The following is a 20,380-nucleotide window of genomic DNA, read 5'->3' as shown; positions in this document are numbered from 1 at the left end:
GATATGAAAGTCCTTAGCTCAGAACAAATAAGAAAAGCAGACCAATTCACTATTAAGAATGAACCAATATCATCAATTGATTTGATGGAACGGGCTAGTCAGGCTTTTGTGACTAAATTTTTAGGTCTTCATCCAGAAAAAAAATCTGTTTATGTTTTTAGTGGAACTGGAAATAATGGTGGAGATGGACTGGCAATTGCCCGAATGCTTCTTGAAAGAGGATGGAAGGTAAAGGTTTATATTGTTGGAGACTCAGAAAAAGGAAGCCCCGATTTTAAAACCAATCTCCATTTACTTTCTTCATTTGAGCTCATTCAAGACCAACATAACTTCCCAGCTATAGCGCCTGATTCAATCATCCTGGATGGTCTGTTTGGCTCAGGACTTTCACGTCCATTAACCGGTGTTTATGGCGATTTAGTTAAGTTCTTAAATGAGCAAAATGCTGAACGAATTGCGATCGACATCTCATCCGGGCTTTATGCCGATCAACCAATTCCAGACGAGCCGGTAGCTTTTGAGTCACACTATACCATCTCCTTTCAATCACCAAAATTGGCTTTTTTTCTTCCTGAGTCTGAAAAGTATGTAGGACAGTGGAGGGTTGTAGATATTGGTCTTGATAAATCTTTTATTGAAGCACAATCATCCAATTATAACTTATCAGAGGCTAAAGAAATTCGTGATCTCATGCCTGCCCGGTCGACCTTTACTCACAAAAATAAAGTCGGAAGGTTGTTTGCAGTTGCTGGCAGTATTGGTAAAATGGGTGCTGCTGTACTATGTGTACGAGCTGCTTTCAAAGCTGGGGCAGGCCTGATCAATATGCATGTACCTGCATGTGGGATTGATGTTGCTCAGATAAGTATTCCAGAGGCCATGGTTTCTGTGGATAAAGGTCAGGATTTCATAGAGTCGATTCCAGAAACCAATGACACTGTGGCTGTAGGGCCGGGTTTGGGAACAAATAAATACACAGTAGAGGCATTACGACTTTTTCTGAGATCACATAAAAAGCCTGTCGTGTTAGATGCTGATGCACTTAATATTCTGTCAGAGAACAAGGATTTGCTTAAGGAGGTCCCTGAAGAATCTATATTCACACCTCACCCAGGTGAGTTTAAGAGGCTGGTAGGAGAGTGGGAGAATGATTTTGAAAAGCTGGATAAACTCAGAGAATATTGTTTTGCTCACAAGCTAAATATTGTTTTGAAGGGTGCTTTTTCTGCTATTTGCAATAGCGCGGGAGAGGTGTACTTCAATCCAACTGGAAATCCCGGTTTAGCAACTGCAGGGAGTGGTGATGTATTGACTGGCATAGTCGGAGCGTTCCTGGCCCAAGGATTGGTTCCATTTGATGCACTTAGGCTAGCTGTCTTTATTCATGGATTAGCTGGTGATGAAGCTATTCGAAACTTGCAAGCCCCATGGATTCAAGCATCAGACATCATTGATCATATACCCAATGCCGTTCGCTCATTATTGAACGATTAAGTTTTCTTTTTGAAGGAAATTCTTTTTTTATCTGCTCTGACTATTTTCTTATGGAAATCAACAAAATCCTGATAGGTACTAGGATCAAATTGTCCTTTATTTTGCTCAAATGATCTAAAGTATAGAATACGACCATCTTCTAATCGAGATATTTCAGCACGATAATTTCCAAATTGACTACTTATTTCTACTGGTTCAAAAAAGGCTTCAACCACATGACTTTCAGGCAGAGTATAGAAAATAGAATCGGTCTCCGCCGTTTCATAATTTATATTGATCTTCCGTTCTCTATTGCTGTCTTTGTTGGGAATGAACCGATTTTTATTCATGAGATTTGGTTGGAGAAAGTATCTGGTTCCGGACTTGCTAGTCAAGTTTCTAGCCACCAAGACCGCATCGAGATTCGCTGTAGGTATTTGATTTTTATTATTCTGAAATTCAAATTCCTTAAGGATAAATGAAGAAATTTTAATATTACGTTCGAGCCACTTTTTTTGCTTCTCTTCACCCGAATTCAAGACGCCTACCAGGTTATCATATTTTAGCCCGGAGTATTGAATATTACTACTTATTCGAGCATTACCATCCTCGAACAACTCAACCTCAGATTTTATGATCTGGAAATTATCCTCTAAGCTATAAGCAGGGGTTCTAACAATTTTACCGCCATCTTCCGTCACAACAAAAACATCTCTATCGCTGGTGAAGTCTCCCAGAAAACCAAAAGGCATAATCTGGCTGGTGCATTCTAACCATACGGTATCGCCCTGATTTGGAACACAGAGGATAATGTGGTTGAAAGTGTCATTTGGAAAATCTGGATCAACACTTGGAGGATTATTTCCAGCTGAAACCCATGTGTAATGAGATTTAATGCCAACTGACTTAAGTAATGATTGCGTGTAAAAGCTTAGGGCTTTACAATCCCCATATCCTTCTTCATCTACAAACTTTGCTGGAAAGGGCTGAAATCCACCTATTCCCAATTGAAGACTTACATACCTGGTGTTTTCTTGAACATATTCATAAACCGCCTTAATCTTCTCATAATCTGACATGCCAGAAGTCATGTTTTTTAACTTCTGAACGGTTTCTGTAGGAAGCTCTTCCCTTCCGGCATTTAGACTATTCTGCCACTGAGCCACCCCACTCCAGGTGGACATATCACCTTGGTACCCCTCGAATTGAAAAGTTGAAGGTGAGAGAATCACTTTTGGAGCAACATCACTCAATGGCGAGCTATAAGGCTCGAAAGAAATGGCTGATATATTTTTTTCTGTCCAATTGATAACAACAGACCCATCTTCTTTGGTGATTAGCGGGTCATTTGCGTTTGAGGTTTTGTGACGAGGGGCTAAAGATTCAGGGCTTTTGACACTGTAAGTAGAAAACTCTACGCTTTCGTCGTATGCGTCAATAAAATGCCAATCCGGTATACTATAGAGAAATTTGTAAGATATCTCATATTCATATTCGATAGTGTACGGAAATTCATCTTGCCTTAAATCGTACCAAAGAACTCTGCTGTCATCAAAAAATGTTCCTCCTGAAACTGCGCTTTCATCTCTAAAATCAGACTTTTTGATTTTTTCCACCCGCTCCCCATTAGAGTCATATTTTAATGCCTGGAGACTGTTAATGTTTCTTAAGTTGTCATAAAACACGCTTAACAATGCATTGTGATTTCCATCTTTATTAAAGATGGTTATTACTCTTTTGGTTGAGTACTTTGCCTTATTAATAGAAAGTATTTCAAATGAGCCTGAATGATATCTGGTGACTGCATCTACTCCATCTTTAAGTTGCGGCGATATGGTTTCAATCGAATAATTCTGTGAATACCCATCGAGGAATACAGATACAAAAAATACAGAGAACAGGCTTAAATATTTCATTTTCTTCTTAGTACAATTTGCTCACCTTGTTTTTCAATTTTTTGAGCGTAAAACTCTCGCAGATACGGATATTGCTCTGCCGGAAATTCAATCTCATTTATTTGTGTGCGACAGAGTAACGTGATCATGTTGCCATTTTGGGCGACATTGAAAATTAACTTCCCACCATTATTAGGAAGTGCTATCGTAAGTGGTTTAGGAAGTTCCACAACTTCATATTCATCTCCTAAGTTTATTTGGTAGTAATGAGTCTCACTGGTAGGATAGCCATAATTAATTGGAAAGTTCCTGCTTTCAGCTTTAAATGGATTTTCTTCCAGCTGATTATAAATGATCGGATTCAAATACAAAACATCGCCCAAATCATCTATTTTCCCCTCGATTTCAACCTCAAGTTTTTCATCAATCACCTGATCATCTTCAAGGTTACTCACTTCATGAGTGTCAATGATCCACGTTTCCATGTTCTCATCAAACTCTTTTTTATATTCATCCACATCATCTTTTTCATCCAGGAAATCCCACGCATAATAACCGGCTCTTTTTTTAGCAAACTCACCGACTAACAGACCATCGGTAAGTTCAAATGAGCCTCCGTAAGTAATTGAGTTGTTTTTGTTCGCTTCTAAAGGAACCCATTGAGGATCCATGCTTATGAGTAGACCCTCACCATTTAAGCAATAATCTGGAAGTACTTTAAATGGAATGTTTTCTTCCGTTGCATCCATCAAAATTCGCTCGCCATCTACCATAGCTTGTACGAGTGTATGATTAAACTGGCGATCAATGGCAATGTGCTTCCATACTCTTCCGTTTTTCCTGGTGCTTATCCGAACCAGATTAGTTTCGATACCTGCCTCATTGAGCATGGCAGCAAGCACTTTGTTGATTTGATTAGCAGTTCCTTTCTTTTCCTGGAATACTTTCTTTTGAGTAGAGAGATCTACATCATAGTCTTCCTCAAAGTTGTCTCTAACATAATAATAGATACTCTCAACCAATTGCATCTGGTCAGTACTTGTACTTTTTAGCACCTCTACCACATCGCGGGTATATTTTGAATCAGTCACACTCCCGTGCCAATAGTCGTTTTCATAGTACTGCTTTCCAATAGCCATAAAACTCTCCGGAATAAATATTTTTGGTGGCCTGTCAGGTAGGTCGTAGCGTTTGAGTTCAAAATCAATTTTACTGACATAATCTTCTCTGGTTGTGAGGTAGGGCTCATTTTTGAATGCGGGTACATTCTGAGCTACATAATTATGAATTTGATGATTGGCAGTTACACCTGAGGCAATAGGAAGGATGTCGTATTTAACATCTGCGGTTTTTAAGGGAAAATACCCTTGATACATTCTTTCATACTTAAAGTATGTGGGGATGATCACCTCATATTGACTTTTTATAACAGGGATGGATGTTTGAAAATGCCAGGTGTTGAGTCTGACAATGGATCCATAATTTACTTTGTAACTGTACTCAATTATCGTTCCTTCCTTAATATTCGGGAAAGTAAAATTGAAGCTTTTAGTATTATCATTTACGCTTTCGATGATTGCATCTTTGCGTCTCAATTTACTTTCCACTACTTGACCATCAACCATGTTGTAGGCTACTGCTTCAAAGCCCGTTACCCGATCATTTTTAGAATAGCGAATTTTGATGTCTCCACGATCATATTCTTCAGGAGTCAAAATCTTCAGTATAACATGGTGAGTAAACTCTATTTCGTAATTGTGGTCAAGGCGGGACTTGCCGTATTCACTAATGTAAAAAGCACCAGCGGAAGAATCATATGGACAATGAGTCATCGTAAAATAGCTCTTGTCGAAATTATTAAATCTTATTTTCTTCTGGGACTTAACAAAAAGAGGAACTGCCAGAATGGCTACTAGCAAAAGCATTTTTCTCATAAAAAGGATAGGTTACTTCAAAACACAATGATAAAAATCATTTACCATGATTTGACAATCGCGTTAGACATAAATTTGAATTTAGACAAAGTATTGAATTTATTCGATGGATTATAAAAACCTACCTCAATAGGTTTAAATCAATTAAATCATCAAATAATCCAATGAAAAATGCCTTGAGTAACGTTAATTAGCGATGTTTATTTTTACTGTTTATAAACTATATAAAAAAAAATGCGTAATTTGTATGAAGTACAATGCGCAATAAACTGATCATATTATCGTTCGCTCTTATTTTTAGCGGAGCTGCTCTGGCCCAAGATGGATCAGATAACTCGCAAGAGGCGCAAATCAGCATCTATCCAAATCCTGCCGTGGAGTTTATCATGGTTCAGTTTGATGAAGAATTTTCCAATGCTGAATTTGAATTAAATTCCATGATTGGCAACAAACTTCAGATAAAACCTGAGGAGATGGGTAGAGGAAAGTATAAGATTCCAGTCAAAGATTTAGCAACAGGATACTACTTCTTAATCGTGAAAGACGAAGGAAAACGGTTCAAAAAAGCTTATAAGTTTTTAAAACGATAAATTTTACTACAAACGACATAAAAAAAGGCTTCAACTTAGTTGAAGCCTTTTTCATTATTAGATACTGAAGTTTAGTTCCTACTTTGAAGTTGAGTATAGTAGGTATTGAATATCTCTTCATACTGTGCAGCCTTCTCTCTATCTCCATTTGCCCGATAGGCTCTGGCGATCTCATTTAATGAAAGAATTTGCTTTTGCAATTCGTTCGTGTCAGCACCATCTGTTGCAAAATAGTAATCCAGCCATTGTGTAGCATAGGAAGATGTTCTTTCAGAAACATAATCTGCCAGCTCCACTTCACCTACTTTTAACAGCATATCAACTTGTTGAACATTGAAGAAGTCAAAAGGAACAGATTCGTCCGGCATCACCTCCAGGCATTTCTTAAGTACCTCAGCAGCTCTTGCATAATCACCCTCACTAATTAGATTTTCCGCCAATGTATTAAACGTTGATCTGGAGTTTAATACAAAGCCGGTATAGTCCGGATTATAATAAACACCAGGATCGTCAAGGTTTGTCCAGGTGAATTTATTCATGACATTGTCATACATCACCTCCGTATTTACCGGATAACCGGATCTGGCATCAGGATTTCTTATCGGAAGTACTCGATAAGCCATTCCCTCCTGAACCACATGGTCACGCATATCGATATTCATTTGTGCGATAGACGTATTATTCAAATAGATCGGTCGTTCCCAGTTTGAATTGATAAGGAGGTCAAGGAATGCTAAATCCTTTTTCTCTAGGGCTCTCCCTTTAATTCTTAGGATCATTTGATCAACAATCAGGTCTTGCATATCTTCAGGGACAATCTGCTTAGCTTTTTCTGTATCGATATCCAAGAAAAGCGTTCGTGCTGGCACTGAGTTATATGCACTGATTGAGGTGGGGATTTGTAAGCCCGGATTCTCATCTTCAATAAACTTTAGGAGAAGCTTTGCATTGATCGCATTACCTTTCAACTCTTCTCTCTCATATACTGGTAAATAGTCATTTAGCCCACCTTGCTGATAATGCTTAATAGGTAAGCCATATGGAATCGGCTCTGATTCATAAGCCTGACGGGCAGACTGCTGGATGTACCAATCTGTATTGTAATAACTGAGTACCAAAACCCTGGCATCAGTTCTGAAACCTTCTACTTCTTGTGCATACCAAAGTGGAAAAGTGTCATTATCTCCCCCGGTATAGATAATCCCATTTGGGGCAACTGAAGTTAAGTAGTTTTTAGCCGCATCAACCGAAAAATAACGATCTGACCTGTCATGATCATCCCAATTTTCACTGGCCATGAGGGCAGGTATGGTTAGTCCAATAACAGAAGCAAGAACCGCTGCTATTTTCTTTTCCTTTGAAATGTTTTTCAAAATATCATAGAGAGCTAAAACTCCAAATCCTATCCATATCGTGAAAATGTAAAAGGATCCGGCATAGATATAATCTCTTTCTCTTGGTTCAATGGGAGGCGTATTCAAATAAAGGACAATGGCAATTCCGGTCATGAAGAAAAGAAGGGCCGTTGCTGAAAAGAGCTTAACGTCTTTCTTATACTGCACAAACATTCCAAATAGACCAAGTAAGAGTGGTAATCCGTAATAGATATTACGTCCTTTATTACTTGCCAGCACATCCGGTAAATCATCAAAAGCTCCGGTGATTCCGACCCAGCCGGCACCCTGAATGTCGTGTTCCCTACCAGAGAAATTCCACATAAAGTACCTGAAATATTGATGACCTAATTGATGTACAATTAGGTAGTAAAAGTTATCACCCCAGCTAGGTTTTTCACCATCTTTCAAGCCGGTAACTTGTCTGTACTTACGAATGTGATTCGGATCTGAACTGTACATCCGTGGAAGGATGGTCGTGTGCTTAGGATCGTACTCCTGAGTCACTTTGTAGTCTTTGATCACATACTTGTCATCCCCTCGCATGTAAACAGGAGCTCCCTTTTTATTCTCGATAAGGTCCGCCGTGTAGTAAGGGCCTTTAAATAAAGGACGGCTTCCGTATTGCTCACGCTTTAAATAGGAAACGAATGAGATGATTTCTTCCGGATTATTCTCATCAATCGGAGGATTGTAATTACTACGGATTACTGCAATAGCATAGGAAGAGTATCCTATGAGAATAAATGCAAGTGCCAATAGCGATGTATTTAACACATACTTATTGTTTTTGATGGAATAGTAGATGCCATAAACCAATCCGCCGATTACCAGAATACCAAAGAAGATAACACCTGACCCAAATGGAAGACCCAGACTGTTTACGAAGAAAATTTCGATTTTCCCTGCAATGGAAGGAAGTCCAGGGATAACTCCTTCAAGGATGATTAACACTATCCCAGCGGATATCGCCATCGTGTAGATGATGCCTTTTCGAGTGACTTTCTCATAATATTTGAAATACACAATGAGTCCAAGGACAGGAATAGCGACCAGATTCAGCAAGTGAACACCAATAGAGAGTCCCATCATGTAGGCAATGAGTATCAACCATCTCGCCCGGTCTTGTTCGTGAGACATATTCTCCCATTTGAGAATAGCCCAAAAAACGAAGGAGGTGAAAAATGCCGACATACCATACACTTCAGCCTCCACAGCAGAGAACCAAAAGGAGTCTGAGAATGTACAAGCTAATGCCCCGACAAGCCCCGTTCCCATGATCACGATTGTGTCAGCAGCAGTCTCTTCTCCTTTTTTGATCTTTAATACTCTTTTCGCCAGATGTGTGATTGACCAAAAAATGAATAACACGAAGAATGCACTACTCATTACGCTGAGCATGTTGACCCAAAATGCTACCTGTGTCACGTCTCCTCCAGCCAGCATGGAAAACATGCGACCAGTCAGAAGGAAAAATGGAGCGCCCGGAGGATGGGGAACTTCAAGCTTATACGAACAGGCAATAAACTCTCCTGCATCCCAAAAACTTGCCGTAGGCTCTACAGTAAGACAATAAGTAACTAAAGCAATTAAAAAAGCTACCCAGCCTGTGATGATGTTAATCTTTTGGTATCCCATAGTTGAATTTATGTGAAGGGCGAAATTAGCAATTAACCCGAAGATATCGGGGAATTATCATGTTGGATTTACAAGAACTAAATGTTGCGCAAGGTATTGAAAAATGTCTATCAATAGCTGTGATATACGATCATATCAGCACTGAGATTGGATTTTAACATTTTTTAATCAATAGACTGCCGCATAGAACAACAGCCAGACAAAAAAGAACAAAACATAGGTGCTCAAGATGATATAGCAGGATATTCTTAATTTTTTGCCGCTTAAGAAATAGATACCCAATACCAGTACGGGCCAATAAAGTAGTTCGAATATGTTAATTGATTTTAATGGATAGTGCCACTTTGGACCGATTTGTGTGTAATCAACCAAATTAATCAACGAAAATGGATAGAACGCCATGTAATCGTTATAGTCCGGGTCTGTATAGAAAAGTGTAAACCAAAGCACCTTGACTATTTCTGGAAGAAAAAAGACAATTTCTGCCAGCATGACCATCTTCCATAATTGATTAAAATGAAGCCGATAACCAAACATGAACGAGCCAATCCATATAGTGAGTGTAGTCCAGGTCCATTTCCAGGCCAGGAAAATTGGAACACTTAAATATTGGACGGCATACAAAATATCGAAAACCCAAATGTCTCCGCGTTCATTCAGAATTTCAAATGCAGCAATTGAATCAATGATGAAAACTCTCTTAACAAAAAGCAGTGCGATGTATGTGAGGCAAATAATAAGGAACATACCAGTGCCGTTAAACTCGAACCATTCTTCAATAAATCGCTTTCGGTATTTGGTTAATCTTTCGGTCATTTAGATTTGCGTCAGATGAAATTACACGTCAAAAATATCACCCTGCTTGTGCTATTCCTATTCTCGGTGAAGCTGAATGCTCAGCGGCCGGAAGGGCTGGCGGATGGTGATAGTGCACGCTATAGCTTGCTGATTAATCCTTTTATTCAAATTGAAGCTACTGAGGCTATAAACTCGATGTATAATTTCGAATTTAAGAAAGCACACAGTCATTTTAATTATTTACAAAAACAGTATCCGTGGCATCCATTGCCTTATTTGTTAAAAGGTTTAAACTATTGGTGGCGTATCGTTCCAAACTATAAAAATGAAAAGTGGGATGAGGAGTTTATTGCCTACATGGATACGACTAAGATGCTTGCCGAAAATGTGCGTGATAATTACAACGAGATAGAAGGCGCATTTTTTCTGGCTGCAGCGTATGCATTTGAAGGGAGGCTTTATTCCGAAAGGTTTGAATACCGAAAGGCAGCACTTGCCGGTAGCCGATCACTCAAATATTTAAAAGAGTGTCAAGGCTATGAGACCTACAGTCCCGAGCTTTTGTTTGGAGACGCACTTTTCAATTATTACGCTGAATGGATTAGGGAAGAGTACCCACTCTTGCGCCCGATAATGATTTTTTTCCCGGAAGGGGATAAAGAGAAAGGAATCGAGCAACTGAAGGAAGTAGCGCGAAACGCTTTCTATTCACGGACAGAGGCTCAATATTACCTGATGCGTATTTTAGCTTCCGAAGAAAATGATATTACGGGAGCGATTCAGGTGGGAGGATACCTACACAAACAGTTTCCAAATAATGCCTATTTCCACCGTTACTATACCCGACTTTTGTATCAATCCGGGAGATATGGAACCGCTGAAAAAGAATCACTCGAAATATTAAAAAATATAGAATCAGGACAAACTGGATACGAAGAGAATAGTGGAAGATATGCGTGTTTCTTTCTTGGGCATATAAATGAGATCAGGCAGAAATATGATGTGGCTAAGTCATACTACGAGAAAGGAATGAAATACGCTGAAAAAGCAGATGCAACTAAGATGGGTTATTACTTTTATAGTTTGCTCCACCTGGGTGCAATTGCCGAAAAAGAAGCGGATAAGGATTTGGCTAAAGATTATTATAGGAGAGTTAAGAAGGCAGCAAAGAGAAGTCATTCTGCTCATAAGACAGCCAGAGAAAGATTAAAAGGTTTGTGACCTCAATCACTAACTTTTTGTCATCTCGACGTAAGGAGAGATATCTGTTAGAGTATTTCACTTATCGGCTTATAAAGACTTCTCAATATGGCCCTTTAGCCAAAGATGACATTGATTTGATGGTTATCATTTAGTTATTACTCAAAACTGAAACGCTCTCAGCCATTTTTCTTTATTTGCTTCCACACTATATGCTTCTTCTACCGTTTTTTTGCCTGCCTTACCGACCTTTTCTCTTAGCACTTGGTCTTCTATTAGGATTGAAAGTTTTTCTACCCACTCATCGGTTGAGGAAGCTAAATATCCATTGTTTCCATCCGAGATGATATCTGCATTCACACCTACAGGAGACATAATGGTAGGTATTCCCAATGCCATGTATTGGAGGCCTTTCATTGCACATTTACCACGGGTCCATTCATTGTCCGGAAGAGGCATTAATCCAATAGCCAATTCAGAAAGATCCTGAGCCTCGGTTTCACTTTGCCATTTTATTCCTTTAATACCTAGCGCATCATGTGTGTATTGGGGATCGCCAATGACCTTGAAGTAGATCTTATCTTGGTATTTTTCCTTAAGCATTTCTAACGCTGGAATAACGGTTTCAAAATGCTTAATCGTTGAGAAACTGCCAGTCCAACCAATGCATATTTTATCATTAGTGATTTTATCAAATTGATAATCATCGAAATTTATGGTGCTCGGAATAATAGCAACGTCTTCATTAAATTTCGATGCGTAGTTAGCGAGGTATTCATTTCCAACAATTACCCGGTCAGCGATTTTACAAATACTTGCTGTTTTCTTCGGGTTCTTAAGTTTGTTAAAGATTCCCTGATTAGGATTTTGATCCATTAGCCAGATAGCATCGTCAAAATCATAGATGATTTTTATCTTTTTTCTTCTTAGCCAATTTTCGAAAAACGTCCCAAAGAAGAATGCGTCCCGGTAGATGTAGACCACATCGAAAGTATGAGCTCTTCGGATGCTATTAAATCTTCTGAATAGTGCTTTTAATCCAATCCAAATTTTTGGGATCACCTTATTTCCATAGAAAATACCATCCTCCTTCTCCGTAGCGAGTAATGGACTAATCGTACATTCAATCCCATTTTCCTGAAGGTAATTTAGATACTGCTCGTGGCGATATCTTTGACCGGGGGATCGGTCTTTTCGGTGAAGAACAAGGAATAAGGCTCTCATTCGAGGTGATTTTTATACCATTTCTGGAATACATATAATGACCAAATGGTCGTATGAACATCTTCGGGGTTTTGAGAAAATAACTTTTTCTTCAGCTTCATTACTTGAGTTGTGTTGAAGATTTGTTGTTCTTCCAGGTATTCTTCATCAAAAAGAACCTCATTTAGGGACGCGTTCAATTCATTCCTCATCCAACTAAGCATGGGGACCTCAAATCCTTTTTTCGATCGATGATGGAGTTCTTTGGGAAGTATATGTTCAAAAGCATCCTGAAGAACGGTCTTCCTTTTATTCTTGTCAATTTTGTAATGAGGTGGTAATGAACGCGCAAAATTGACCATTTCTTTATCCAAAAAAGGAACCCGAACTTCCAGGCTATTAGCCATTGACATTAAATCCACTTTGGTAAGCATATCCCCTGGCAAAACCATTTGAAGGTCGATATCAAGAAAGTCATTCAATTCAAATTTCTCATCAGGTGATTCGAATTTCAGTTTGAACGATTCAATCGTATTTTTCTCCGGAGGATTTAGCAAATAATGATCTGCTTTCAAGTTAAATGAGGCCAGGTGCCAATACTTCTCAAAAGGCTTCATTTTCATTATTTCAGCAAATTTTGCGACGCGCCGGATTAAGTTTCCAGCCTTTGATGATCTGGAAGTGGGTAGGTGTTTTAACATAGGTGCACTTAACCTAATGAGGTGATTGGCGACTGTTTTTTCTGAAGATCTTTGAAATGCGAGGTGCTTATAGTAGCCTCCAAATAATTCATCAGCTCCATCTCCCGAGAGTGCGACCTTGATATGTTTACTAACATGATTGGATAGTATGTAGGTGGGTATCGCAGAAGAATCCGCAAATGGTTCGTCGATATATGCTAAAACTGAGTCAAGGCAGTTGAGGAGGTCATCATTGGTTAATGAAAATGTCGTGTGATTTGTGTTAAATGTTTTGGCAACCAGCTCAGCATAGTTCGTTTCGTCAAAGAAGGAATGATCCTTATATCCAATTGAAAAAGTGTGTAGGTTGGAATCAAATTTGGAAGCCATGGAGACAACTGCTGATGAATCGGTACCCCCACTGAGGAAAGACCCCAATGGGACATCTGAGATCATTCGTCGTTCCACGGATTGCTCCAGTAATTTGACGGTCTGACTTTTTGCGTCATCATAGTTACCATTGAATAAAACCGGAGCTTCTAAATGCCAGTATTGTTGCACATCAACACCTGTGTTTGAAATCCTCATGAAATGACCGGGCAGTAATTTTTTTACTCCCGAGATCATGCTTAGGTCGTCAGGTAAATAAGTCAAGCGCAAATACCAGTAGAGCGCATGTGGATCGATTTCTTTTGGAATGGGGTAGTTGAACAACGCCTTCATCTCAGATCCAAACACAAAAAAATCATCATGATGATAATAATTAAGAGGCTTGATGCCCATTCTATCGCGTGCTATCAGAATCGTTTCTTCTTCAGAATCATAAAAGGCGAAGGCGAAGAACCCATTTAAATTTTTAAGACAAGCTTCCCCGTCTTGAATGAGAAGATATAAGAGTACCTCAGTATCTGAAGTTGTTACTAATTCAACAGCTAGTGTCTCAGCCAGCTCCCGATAGTTATAAATTTCGCCATTAAAGACCAACGTGTAGCGGCCAGACTTGTCTGTCATGGGTTGATTAGCCTTACTACTCGTATCAAGAATTGACAGCCTGGTATGCCCCAGCCCTACAGATTTTTGGGAAAAGGTAGCATTGTTGTCCGGACCTCTTTTAACTAAGCTCTTAGTGGCATTTTTTAGTGATTGCGCCAAATCATTACGATTTGAGAAGTTTTTATAGCCGGTTATGCCACACATAGATTATTTAATCGAAATATAGATGCTATGTTAATGCGTATTTATTTATTTGCTGAAAGAGATGAGAAAAATCTCTGATATAAAAAACTACATGATTATCAACACATAGTTTTTCAGATATAATCTTGATGTGAATACTTATTTATTTATAATAAATATCTTAAATGGTGATTTCAATTAATCCAATCTGAAACATGAAAGCTCACAAAAAGTGTCTTGTATGCGATTCACCAAAACTCAAAACGTTAAGTGAGCAATATGAGAAAAAGGGACTGGTTAAATGCGGTAGATGCGGATTCGTTTTTATGAAACAAATTCCTTCTATTGAAGAGCTCTCAAAATTCTACAGTAGCTATTCCTATGCTTCTAAAGGTTATTTGCCACCGTTAACGCGAATTAGCTACAATAAACTATTGGATCAATTTGAAAAACATCGAAAACATAATACCATTTTGGATGTGGGAGCAGGTAGAGGATGGTTTTTGGATGAGGCTAAAAATAGAGGTTGGAAAGTTTACGCAACGGAGTTCAGTGAAACTGCTGTGGAATCAATGCGGATGAATGGTATTCAGGTTGAGGAAGGAGCGTTAAATGAAACCATGTTTCGCGACGTGACTTTCGATGTAGTAACCTCCTTTGAAGTCATTGAACACATTAATAATCCACAAGAAGAGCTACAAATAATAGGTAAACTACTTAGAAAAGGGGGCTTATTTTATTGCACTACGCCCAATTACAATTCTATTATGCGATATTATTTAGGAGCATCTTATAACATCATAAACTATCCAGAGCATCTTTCTTACTATACTCCGACAACAATCAATCATTTGTTTAAGAAGAATGGTTTTAAAAGAAAGAAGTTAATAACTACAGGAATAAGCATTTCCAGAATCAATGCATCACAAGGAAATTCCAAAGAACGATCTACTGATCGAGGATCAAAAGATGAAAAATTAAGACAAGTATTGAGTGGTAATCAATTTATGAGAAGGGTTAAAACCTTTGCAAACTTTCTTCTTAGTATATCAAGTTTAGGAATGACTATTAAAGCATACTATATCAATAATGGACATTAAAGATTTGATATTGACGCCATTTTATCTCATTTTTTTCACTTTGATGGGGTATATGATAAGGCCTTATGTTACTAATAAGACAACTCGAAAGTTCTTTATTCCAGCATTGTGGGTCCGTTTTATTGGAGCGATTGCATTAGGACTTATTTATCAATTCTATTATGGGGGAGGGGATACTTTCGGATACTTTGAGCATGGGAGTAGATGGATATGGGAAGCCTTTAACGAAGATGTGGTCCTAGGTGTGAAACTTTTGCTGGACAGTGGAGGGAATAGATCATTTGATGAAACCTATTCCTTTTCATCAAAGATCTGGTACTACCGCGATACACACTCATATGTGGTAGTTCGTATTGTGGCATTTTTTGACCTTTTTACTTTTCACACTTATTCAGCCTCTGCTTTATTTTTTGCCGTTTTCAGTTTTAGTGGGCTATGGGCGATGTATTCTGCCTTAAATGACAGGTATTCAGGAGTAAAATACTTACATGTGGCGATACTTTTTATTCCCTCTGTGGTTTTCTGGGGATCCGGCATTCTAAAAGATACTATTACTTTAGGGGCTCTTGGCTGGATTACATGGTCATTGCTTAATCTAATTTTCTTAAAAAAAAGGTGGCTATTGTCTCTGATAGTTATGGTGCTTATGGCAATCTTAATTTTACGAATCAAGTCATACATTTTGCTTTGTTACGCACCGGTGATTTTTGTTTTGATCTATCTCAAATATGTTAAGCAAGTCAGAAACATGGTGTTGAAGGTACTATTAACACCAGTTCTATTCGCGGTTATTGGAGGTATGGGTTTTTTAGCTGTAAACTTTGCTTCAACAGATGAGTACAACATTGATAATATTGCAAAAAAAGCAGCGGTTACTGCTTATGATATCAGATACGGCTGGGGGGCAAGGTCTGGAGGGGATGGTGGATATGACATAGGCTTACCCGATGGGACATGGCAAAGCATGGTAAAATTAATGCCGGCCGCTATTAATGTTAGTCTTTTTCGACCTTATATATGGGAAGTGAGAAATCCACTAATGCTTTTAAGCGCAATAGAGAGTACGATTATTCTTTTTTTAGCCATTCGTGTTTTCAGAAAAAGAAAATGGAAACAAAAGTTAAAGGATCCATTTTTAGTTTTTTGTTTAGGATTTACCTTATTATTCGCGTTTGCGGTAGGAGTTAGTACGTTTAATTTTGGAACCTTGATGAGGTATAAGATACCTATGATGCCTTTTTTGTCATTGCTTTTATTGGATTACTACAAAACGAATGTTCAAAAAATATCATCTAATTATATAGTCTGATCTTACTTATTGAGCATGTCAATAAATTGATCGAAGCTAACTAAGTTGAGCATAGATTGACGATCGTTCATTAAATTATTGAATTCATAGAATTCTTCCGGTTTATCAAGCGCATCTCCTATTTGATGATACTTGCTGATTACACCAACCCCCCAATCACTATCTACGCAGCAGGAAAAAACAGCTTTCTCTTTACGCCACTTTAAGAAAGCTTTCCAGGTAGTACCATTCCAATACTTTTCTGCAGGTGTTTTTCGGAATGAATAATCATATCTTGCATGCCACTCAGTCGGAGGATTACAGTCATGTAAAACAATAAAACCATCTTGACTGAGATGATCGAAGGAATTTTTAATGTCACGATCAACTTGGTCTGCTAAATGCAATCCATCAATAAATATGACATCAAATTTAAATGAAGGTTGAAGGATTGTTTTATTATTTAATTTTTCGAAAAATTCATCACTTGTCAATTTGTAGTCAACGGGATTGAGATCATACTCTACACCAGGATCGACAGACACTTTTCGTGTTGCCTTTATTTTATCAAAGTTTTCAGAGGGGTATCTTACTCCAATTTCGAGGTAATTCGTATCCCTAGAAAATTGGCTTAGGATATAATTAATGATTTCTGTTCTGGAAGGTTCTTTTGAAAGCTCCTTGTCGATTAACTTATTGGTACGCTGATATTCAGAATCTTCAAAAAAAGACTTTCCCGCTTGATAATAAAACTTCGCTCGAAGCAAATCTTTTATGATTGGAAATGCCCTTATTTTACTTTTTAAGTTCATATTACTGTTTATTAAAATAAGCTTCTGCAGTTCTATTTATAGACGCGCAATATTGGTGACCTATCAAAAGAGTGTACAACCTCACAATAAACATCGCCTTATATTTTTTAATCATTCTTTTGGAGAGAGTAGTGTTTTTTTTCCTAATTGATCCTATGTAAACTCTAATAATTAAAAGAATTGAATCTATTGATAAAACTAACGAAGCTACTTTTGAAAGAAATAGGCCGTATTTTCTGTAGTTTATCTTGTAGGTGGCACATTCTTTTAACTTGATGGCTAATATCGTTTTAAACTCATCGAATTTGAAGCTTACGCTTTTATGATGCTTTAACCGGAAATCGGGATAAACCAATACTTCTTTAGATTTTGATAATATTTTTCTAGCAAGGTAGTACTCCTCTCCAAAAAGAAATGAAACTTCTTGAAACAAAATACCATCGTCTAATAAATCACTGCGTGTAACTAAACCGGTCCCCCAAATAACATCAGTTTTAATCGACTTAATTTTGCTTGGATTCGCAGTTTGTCTAAATAAACCTTTATAAAAACGAATAGGGAGCAATGGGTGACCGGTGGCTGGCATTTCAATTTCTCCTTCGCTGTTCTCAACGCTTCCACCAACCAATCCTACTGAATCTTTCAATTCAAGATAGGAGATCACACGTTCAATTGAATCTGTTTTAAGTTCAGCATCAGGGTTGAATGACAGGATGTACCGTCCCTCGCTACTTTGGAATGCTTTATTCATGCCATTGGCGAATCCATAATTGTAGTTCTGAAAAATAAGTTTTAAATCAGAATATTTGTCTTTCAAAATTTGAGGAGTTCCATCGCTTGAATTATTATCAACAATGATTACTTCGTAAGTATATTTTGTAATACTGGATTGAATAGAATTAATTGCACTTTCAATAAAATTGGAGCTATTAAAAGTGACAATCAAAATGCTTAAGTCCATTGGCTCTTTAAAGAATTGAATCGCAATGATAATTTCTTTTTAATAATTAAGTTTTAGTAATGATTCTTATAAGCAGGTGAAAATTCTCCATATCACATCATGGTTCCCTCATAAGGAAAACCCGAAAGAAGCTTTATTTATTGAAAGGCATATTGCTGCTTTGGGATCTATTAAATCAATAGATCAAACGGTTCTCCATTTAAGTATGAACCCTGGCGCATTCAGATTTCGAAAGGAGAAAAGTTTTCTAGCACGTCATATTCAAATTAATATTCCAGTTAAAAAATGGATAGTAATAGAATTGCTTTCATTCGTCACATTATGTTGGTCATTATTACGGGTAAAAGCAAACACTTTCGATATCATTAATTTTCATGTTGCTTATCCAAATCTTACTTTTTGGCATTGGGTGAAGCGTTGGGTTAAACCAAAAACGGTTATCACCGAACATTGGAGTGCATACCATTTCAATTTTGGACTCTCAAAACCACCTCCTAGAATTAAACGAATATTCAGACAGAATATACCAGTTATTTCAGTTTCAAAAGCTTTAATGCATGATATTGAAACGTTCAGTGAAGCAAAATTCCCACAATATTTGGTTCCAAATATTGTGGATACATCAGTATTTAAGCCTAATAAAAAAGTCAATCGTAAACCGAATCGCTTATTTATGGTTGCCCAATGGAAGAAACCTAAGAATCCATTTCTTATCCTCCAAGCCTTCCATTCTTTTTCACAAAACCATCATAAGGCGGAATTAATTATAGGCGGTTACGGTCCCTTACTAGATGAAATGAAAAGGCTGGTTAGCGAATTAAAACTCACAGGGGCTGTAAATTTTCTTGGCAAAATGAATTCGGAAGAGATAGCTTTTGAAATGCAACAAGCGGCGGGTTTTATCCACAGTTCCGAGTACGAAACATTCAGTATTGTATGTGCAGAAGCTTTAAGCTGTGGATGTCCGGTGATTGCTAGTAAAGTCGGAGGAATTCCGGAATTTGTAAATGAAACAAATGGAGTGCTTGTGGAAGATCAGTCTGAACACGCATTCAGTGAAGCAATGAGAAAACTAGTATCTTCTAACTGGTCAGTAGAAACAAACGATGCTTTTTCACCCAAGAAAGTAGCCAAAACTTATTATGATGTTTTAAATGCGATTAGTAGGTAAAAATATATTACTGATCTCACCTGAGTCCTGGGATCATATTTCTGTATCTAAGCATCATTATGCAACGCATTTGGCTAAACGTGGTAATCGGGTAGTATTTCTAAACCCTCCTGGTAATTCTTGGAATATAATTAATACAAATAATGATAACATCAGGGTAGTAAACTATCCAGGGTTTTGGAAAGGTCAAAGATTTCTTCCTTTCTGGCTTAGAAAGAAAAATCAATCGAATATTTATGAAAAAATTGAAGCTATTGCAGGACTTCATTTTGATGTGGTATGGTCCTTCGATAATTCTGTTTTTTATCAAATGGATGTTTTTCCTTCCAGGGTGTTGACCATCTCACATATTGTGGATCTCAATATGGATTATGAAATGGAAATAGCCGCAAAAACAGCTCAAGTTTGCTTCTGCACAACTACATTTATCCAGCAAAGGCTTGAGACTTATAATAGCCGCGTATTTTTAATCAATCACGGATACAATGTTAGCATGCAGTCTGTTGATTTTATCCCCCAAAGAAAATCAGAGGGCACTGTTGCTGTAGGATATGCTGGTAATCTCGATATTCAGTATTTAGATTGGGAATTGATTAAAAGCGTATCCTCCGAATACCAAGAAGTAGATTTTTATTTTGCTGGGTCATTAAAATCTGAGGGAATTCAATCATATTTCAATGGCATGCCAAATATGCATTATGTGGGAGTTCTTAAATCGGATCAGGTTCAGTCATTTTACAGCGAAATGGATATACTCATTATCGCTTACAAAGCAGATATTTTTAAAGAACAGCTCGCTAATCCACATAAAGTCCTTGAATATCTTTATTCTGGTAAACCAATCGTTTCGACCTTTACCCAAGAATATCAAAATAAAGAGCTTCTCTTTATGAGTAACAGAAATGTGGAGTGGCCTTCCAAATTCCAGTACGTATTAAGAAACTTAGATAAGTGTTCATCGAAAGAAATGGTCGATCAACGAAAAAATTACGCACTTGATCATACTTACGACAAACAAATCGATCGAATTGAAAAGATATTAGCAAGTTTGCCATCTTGAATCTATG

At 37.7% G+C, this 20,380-nt stretch carries 15 protein-coding genes; 7 read left to right on the top strand and 8 right to left on the bottom strand.

The annotated features are described in order from the left end of the window. Positions 1 to 3: 3 nt before the first annotated feature. A complete protein-coding gene (locus ACO05G_RS13340) occupies positions 4 to 1,494 on the top strand; it encodes an NAD(P)H-hydrate dehydratase (RefSeq protein WP_421763200.1) in 1,491 nt (496 codons plus the stop codon). Here ACO05G_RS13340 and ACO05G_RS13335 read toward each other — a convergent pair. Further along, complete coding sequence (locus ACO05G_RS13335; protein ID WP_421763199.1) at positions 1,491 to 3,389, bottom strand: DUF3857 domain-containing protein; 1,899 nt, start codon at positions 3,387 to 3,389, stop codon at positions 1,491 to 1,493. The genes ACO05G_RS13340 and ACO05G_RS13335 overlap by 4 nt on opposite strands. Then, positions 3,386 to 5,302 (bottom strand): DUF3857 domain-containing protein, encoded by a 1,917-nt coding sequence (locus ACO05G_RS13330; protein ID WP_421763198.1) that lies wholly within the window; start codon positions 5,300 to 5,302, stop codon positions 3,386 to 3,388. The genes ACO05G_RS13335 and ACO05G_RS13330 overlap by 4 nt, the downstream gene beginning before the upstream one ends. Before the next feature lie 257 nt (positions 5,303 to 5,559). On the opposite strand from ACO05G_RS13330, the gene ACO05G_RS13325 reads away from it, so the two are divergent. Beyond that, positions 5,560 to 5,892 carry a T9SS type A sorting domain-containing protein gene (locus ACO05G_RS13325; RefSeq protein WP_348281655.1) on the top strand — a complete coding sequence of 111 codons (333 nt, stop codon included), beginning with the start codon at positions 5,560 to 5,562 and terminating at the stop codon, positions 5,890 to 5,892. A gap of 71 nt (positions 5,893 to 5,963) precedes the next feature. Here ACO05G_RS13325 and ACO05G_RS13320 read toward each other — a convergent pair whose 3' ends face one another. Both ACO05G_RS13320 and ACO05G_RS13315 read right to left on the bottom strand, forming a co-directional pair. Continuing rightward, positions 5,964 to 8,924, bottom strand: a complete 2,961-nt coding sequence (locus tag ACO05G_RS13320; RefSeq protein WP_421763197.1) for a DUF2723 domain-containing protein — start codon at positions 8,922 to 8,924, stop codon at positions 5,964 to 5,966. Positions 8,925 to 9,092: 168 nt separating this feature from the next. Then, entirely contained in the window at positions 9,093 to 9,740 is a 648-nt protein-coding gene (locus ACO05G_RS13315) for a hypothetical protein (RefSeq protein WP_421763196.1), read from the bottom strand. A gap of 15 nt (positions 9,741 to 9,755) precedes the next feature. On the opposite strand from ACO05G_RS13315, the gene ACO05G_RS13310 reads away from it, so the two are divergent. Beyond that, positions 9,756 to 10,943: a tetratricopeptide repeat protein gene (locus tag ACO05G_RS13310; RefSeq protein ID WP_421763195.1), complete on the top strand. Its 1,188-nt coding sequence runs from the start codon at positions 9,756 to 9,758 to the stop codon at positions 10,941 to 10,943. A gap of 141 nt (positions 10,944 to 11,084) precedes the next feature. Here ACO05G_RS13310 and ACO05G_RS13305 read toward each other — a convergent pair whose 3' ends face one another. After that, positions 11,085 to 12,146 (bottom strand): glycosyltransferase family 4 protein, encoded by a 1,062-nt coding sequence (locus ACO05G_RS13305; protein ID WP_421763194.1) that lies wholly within the window; start codon positions 12,144 to 12,146, stop codon positions 11,085 to 11,087. Then, on the bottom strand, positions 12,143 to 14,002 hold the full coding sequence (asnB, locus tag ACO05G_RS13300) for an asparagine synthase (glutamine-hydrolyzing) (protein WP_421763193.1): 1,860 nt from the start codon (positions 14,000 to 14,002) through the stop codon (positions 12,143 to 12,145). Before asnB ends, ACO05G_RS13305 begins: the two co-directional genes overlap by 4 nt. Positions 14,003 to 14,196: 194 nt before the next feature. Here asnB and ACO05G_RS13295 point away from each other — a divergent pair, with 194 nt between their 5' ends. Beyond that, positions 14,197 to 15,081, top strand: coding sequence for a class I SAM-dependent methyltransferase (locus ACO05G_RS13295; RefSeq protein ID WP_421763192.1), 885 nt, complete (start codon positions 14,197 to 14,199; stop codon positions 15,079 to 15,081). Beyond that, positions 15,071 to 16,390, top strand: coding sequence for a hypothetical protein (locus tag ACO05G_RS13290; protein WP_421763191.1), 1,320 nt, complete (start codon positions 15,071 to 15,073; stop codon positions 16,388 to 16,390). The genes ACO05G_RS13295 and ACO05G_RS13290 overlap by 11 nt, the downstream gene beginning before the upstream one ends. A gap of 2 nt (positions 16,391 to 16,392) precedes the next feature. On the opposite strand, the gene ACO05G_RS13285 is transcribed toward ACO05G_RS13290, so the two are convergent. After that, complete coding sequence (locus ACO05G_RS13285) at positions 16,393 to 17,181, bottom strand: class I SAM-dependent methyltransferase (protein WP_421763190.1); 789 nt, start codon at positions 17,179 to 17,181, stop codon at positions 16,393 to 16,395. Between the two features lies 1 nt (position 17,182). After that, positions 17,183 to 18,142: a glycosyltransferase gene (locus ACO05G_RS13280; RefSeq protein ID WP_421763189.1), complete on the bottom strand. Its 960-nt coding sequence runs from the start codon at positions 18,140 to 18,142 to the stop codon at positions 17,183 to 17,185. A 76-nt stretch (positions 18,143 to 18,218) separates the two neighbouring features. Between ACO05G_RS13280 and ACO05G_RS13275 the strand changes: the two genes are divergently transcribed. After that, positions 18,219 to 19,313: a glycosyltransferase gene (locus tag ACO05G_RS13275; protein ID WP_421763188.1), complete on the top strand. Its 1,095-nt coding sequence runs from the start codon at positions 18,219 to 18,221 to the stop codon at positions 19,311 to 19,313. Further along, positions 19,297 to 20,373, top strand: coding sequence for a hypothetical protein (locus ACO05G_RS13270; RefSeq protein WP_421763187.1), 1,077 nt, complete (start codon positions 19,297 to 19,299; stop codon positions 20,371 to 20,373). The genes ACO05G_RS13275 and ACO05G_RS13270 overlap by 17 nt, the downstream gene beginning before the upstream one ends. The last annotated feature ends 7 nt before the right edge of the window (positions 20,374 to 20,380 follow it).

Source organism: Ekhidna sp. (assembly GCF_965227465.1).
Taxonomy (GTDB): Bacteria; Bacteroidota; Bacteroidia; order Cytophagales; family Cyclobacteriaceae; genus Ekhidna.
This window is presented reverse-complemented; position numbering and strand designations above follow the sequence as displayed.

Bases quoted from the DNA above. Each gene is read 5' to 3' on its own strand.
- ACO05G_RS13280 (WP_421763189.1), bottom strand. From the start codon at position 18,142: ATGGACTTAAGCATTTTGATTGTCACTTTTAATAGCTCCAATTTTATT.
- ACO05G_RS13270 (WP_421763187.1), top strand. From the start codon at position 19,297: ATGCGATTAGTAGGTAAAAATATATTACTGATCTCACCTGAGTCCTGG.
- ACO05G_RS13285 (WP_421763190.1), bottom strand. From the start codon at position 17,181: ATGAACTTAAAAAGTAAAATAAGGGCATTTCCAATCATAAAAGATTTG.
- ACO05G_RS13325 (WP_348281655.1), top strand. From the start codon at position 5,560: ATGCGCAATAAACTGATCATATTATCGTTCGCTCTTATTTTTAGCGGA.
- ACO05G_RS13295 (WP_421763192.1), top strand. From the start codon at position 14,197: ATGAAAGCTCACAAAAAGTGTCTTGTATGCGATTCACCAAAACTCAAA.
- ACO05G_RS13290 (WP_421763191.1), top strand. From the start codon at position 15,071: ATGGACATTAAAGATTTGATATTGACGCCATTTTATCTCATTTTTTTC.
- asnB (WP_421763193.1), bottom strand. From the start codon at position 14,002: ATGTGTGGCATAACCGGCTATAAAAACTTCTCAAATCGTAATGATTTG.
- ACO05G_RS13320 (WP_421763197.1), bottom strand. From the start codon at position 8,924: ATGGGATACCAAAAGATTAACATCATCACAGGCTGGGTAGCTTTTTTA.
- ACO05G_RS13335 (WP_421763199.1), bottom strand. From the start codon at position 3,389: ATGAAATATTTAAGCCTGTTCTCTGTATTTTTTGTATCTGTATTCCTC.
- ACO05G_RS13305 (WP_421763194.1), bottom strand. From the start codon at position 12,146: ATGAGAGCCTTATTCCTTGTTCTTCACCGAAAAGACCGATCCCCCGGT.
- ACO05G_RS13340 (WP_421763200.1), top strand. From the start codon at position 4: ATGAAAGTCCTTAGCTCAGAACAAATAAGAAAAGCAGACCAATTCACT.
- ACO05G_RS13315 (WP_421763196.1), bottom strand. From the start codon at position 9,740: ATGACCGAAAGATTAACCAAATACCGAAAGCGATTTATTGAAGAATGG.
- ACO05G_RS13310 (WP_421763195.1), top strand. From the start codon at position 9,756: ATGAAATTACACGTCAAAAATATCACCCTGCTTGTGCTATTCCTATTC.
- ACO05G_RS13330 (WP_421763198.1), bottom strand. From the start codon at position 5,302: ATGAGAAAAATGCTTTTGCTAGTAGCCATTCTGGCAGTTCCTCTTTTT.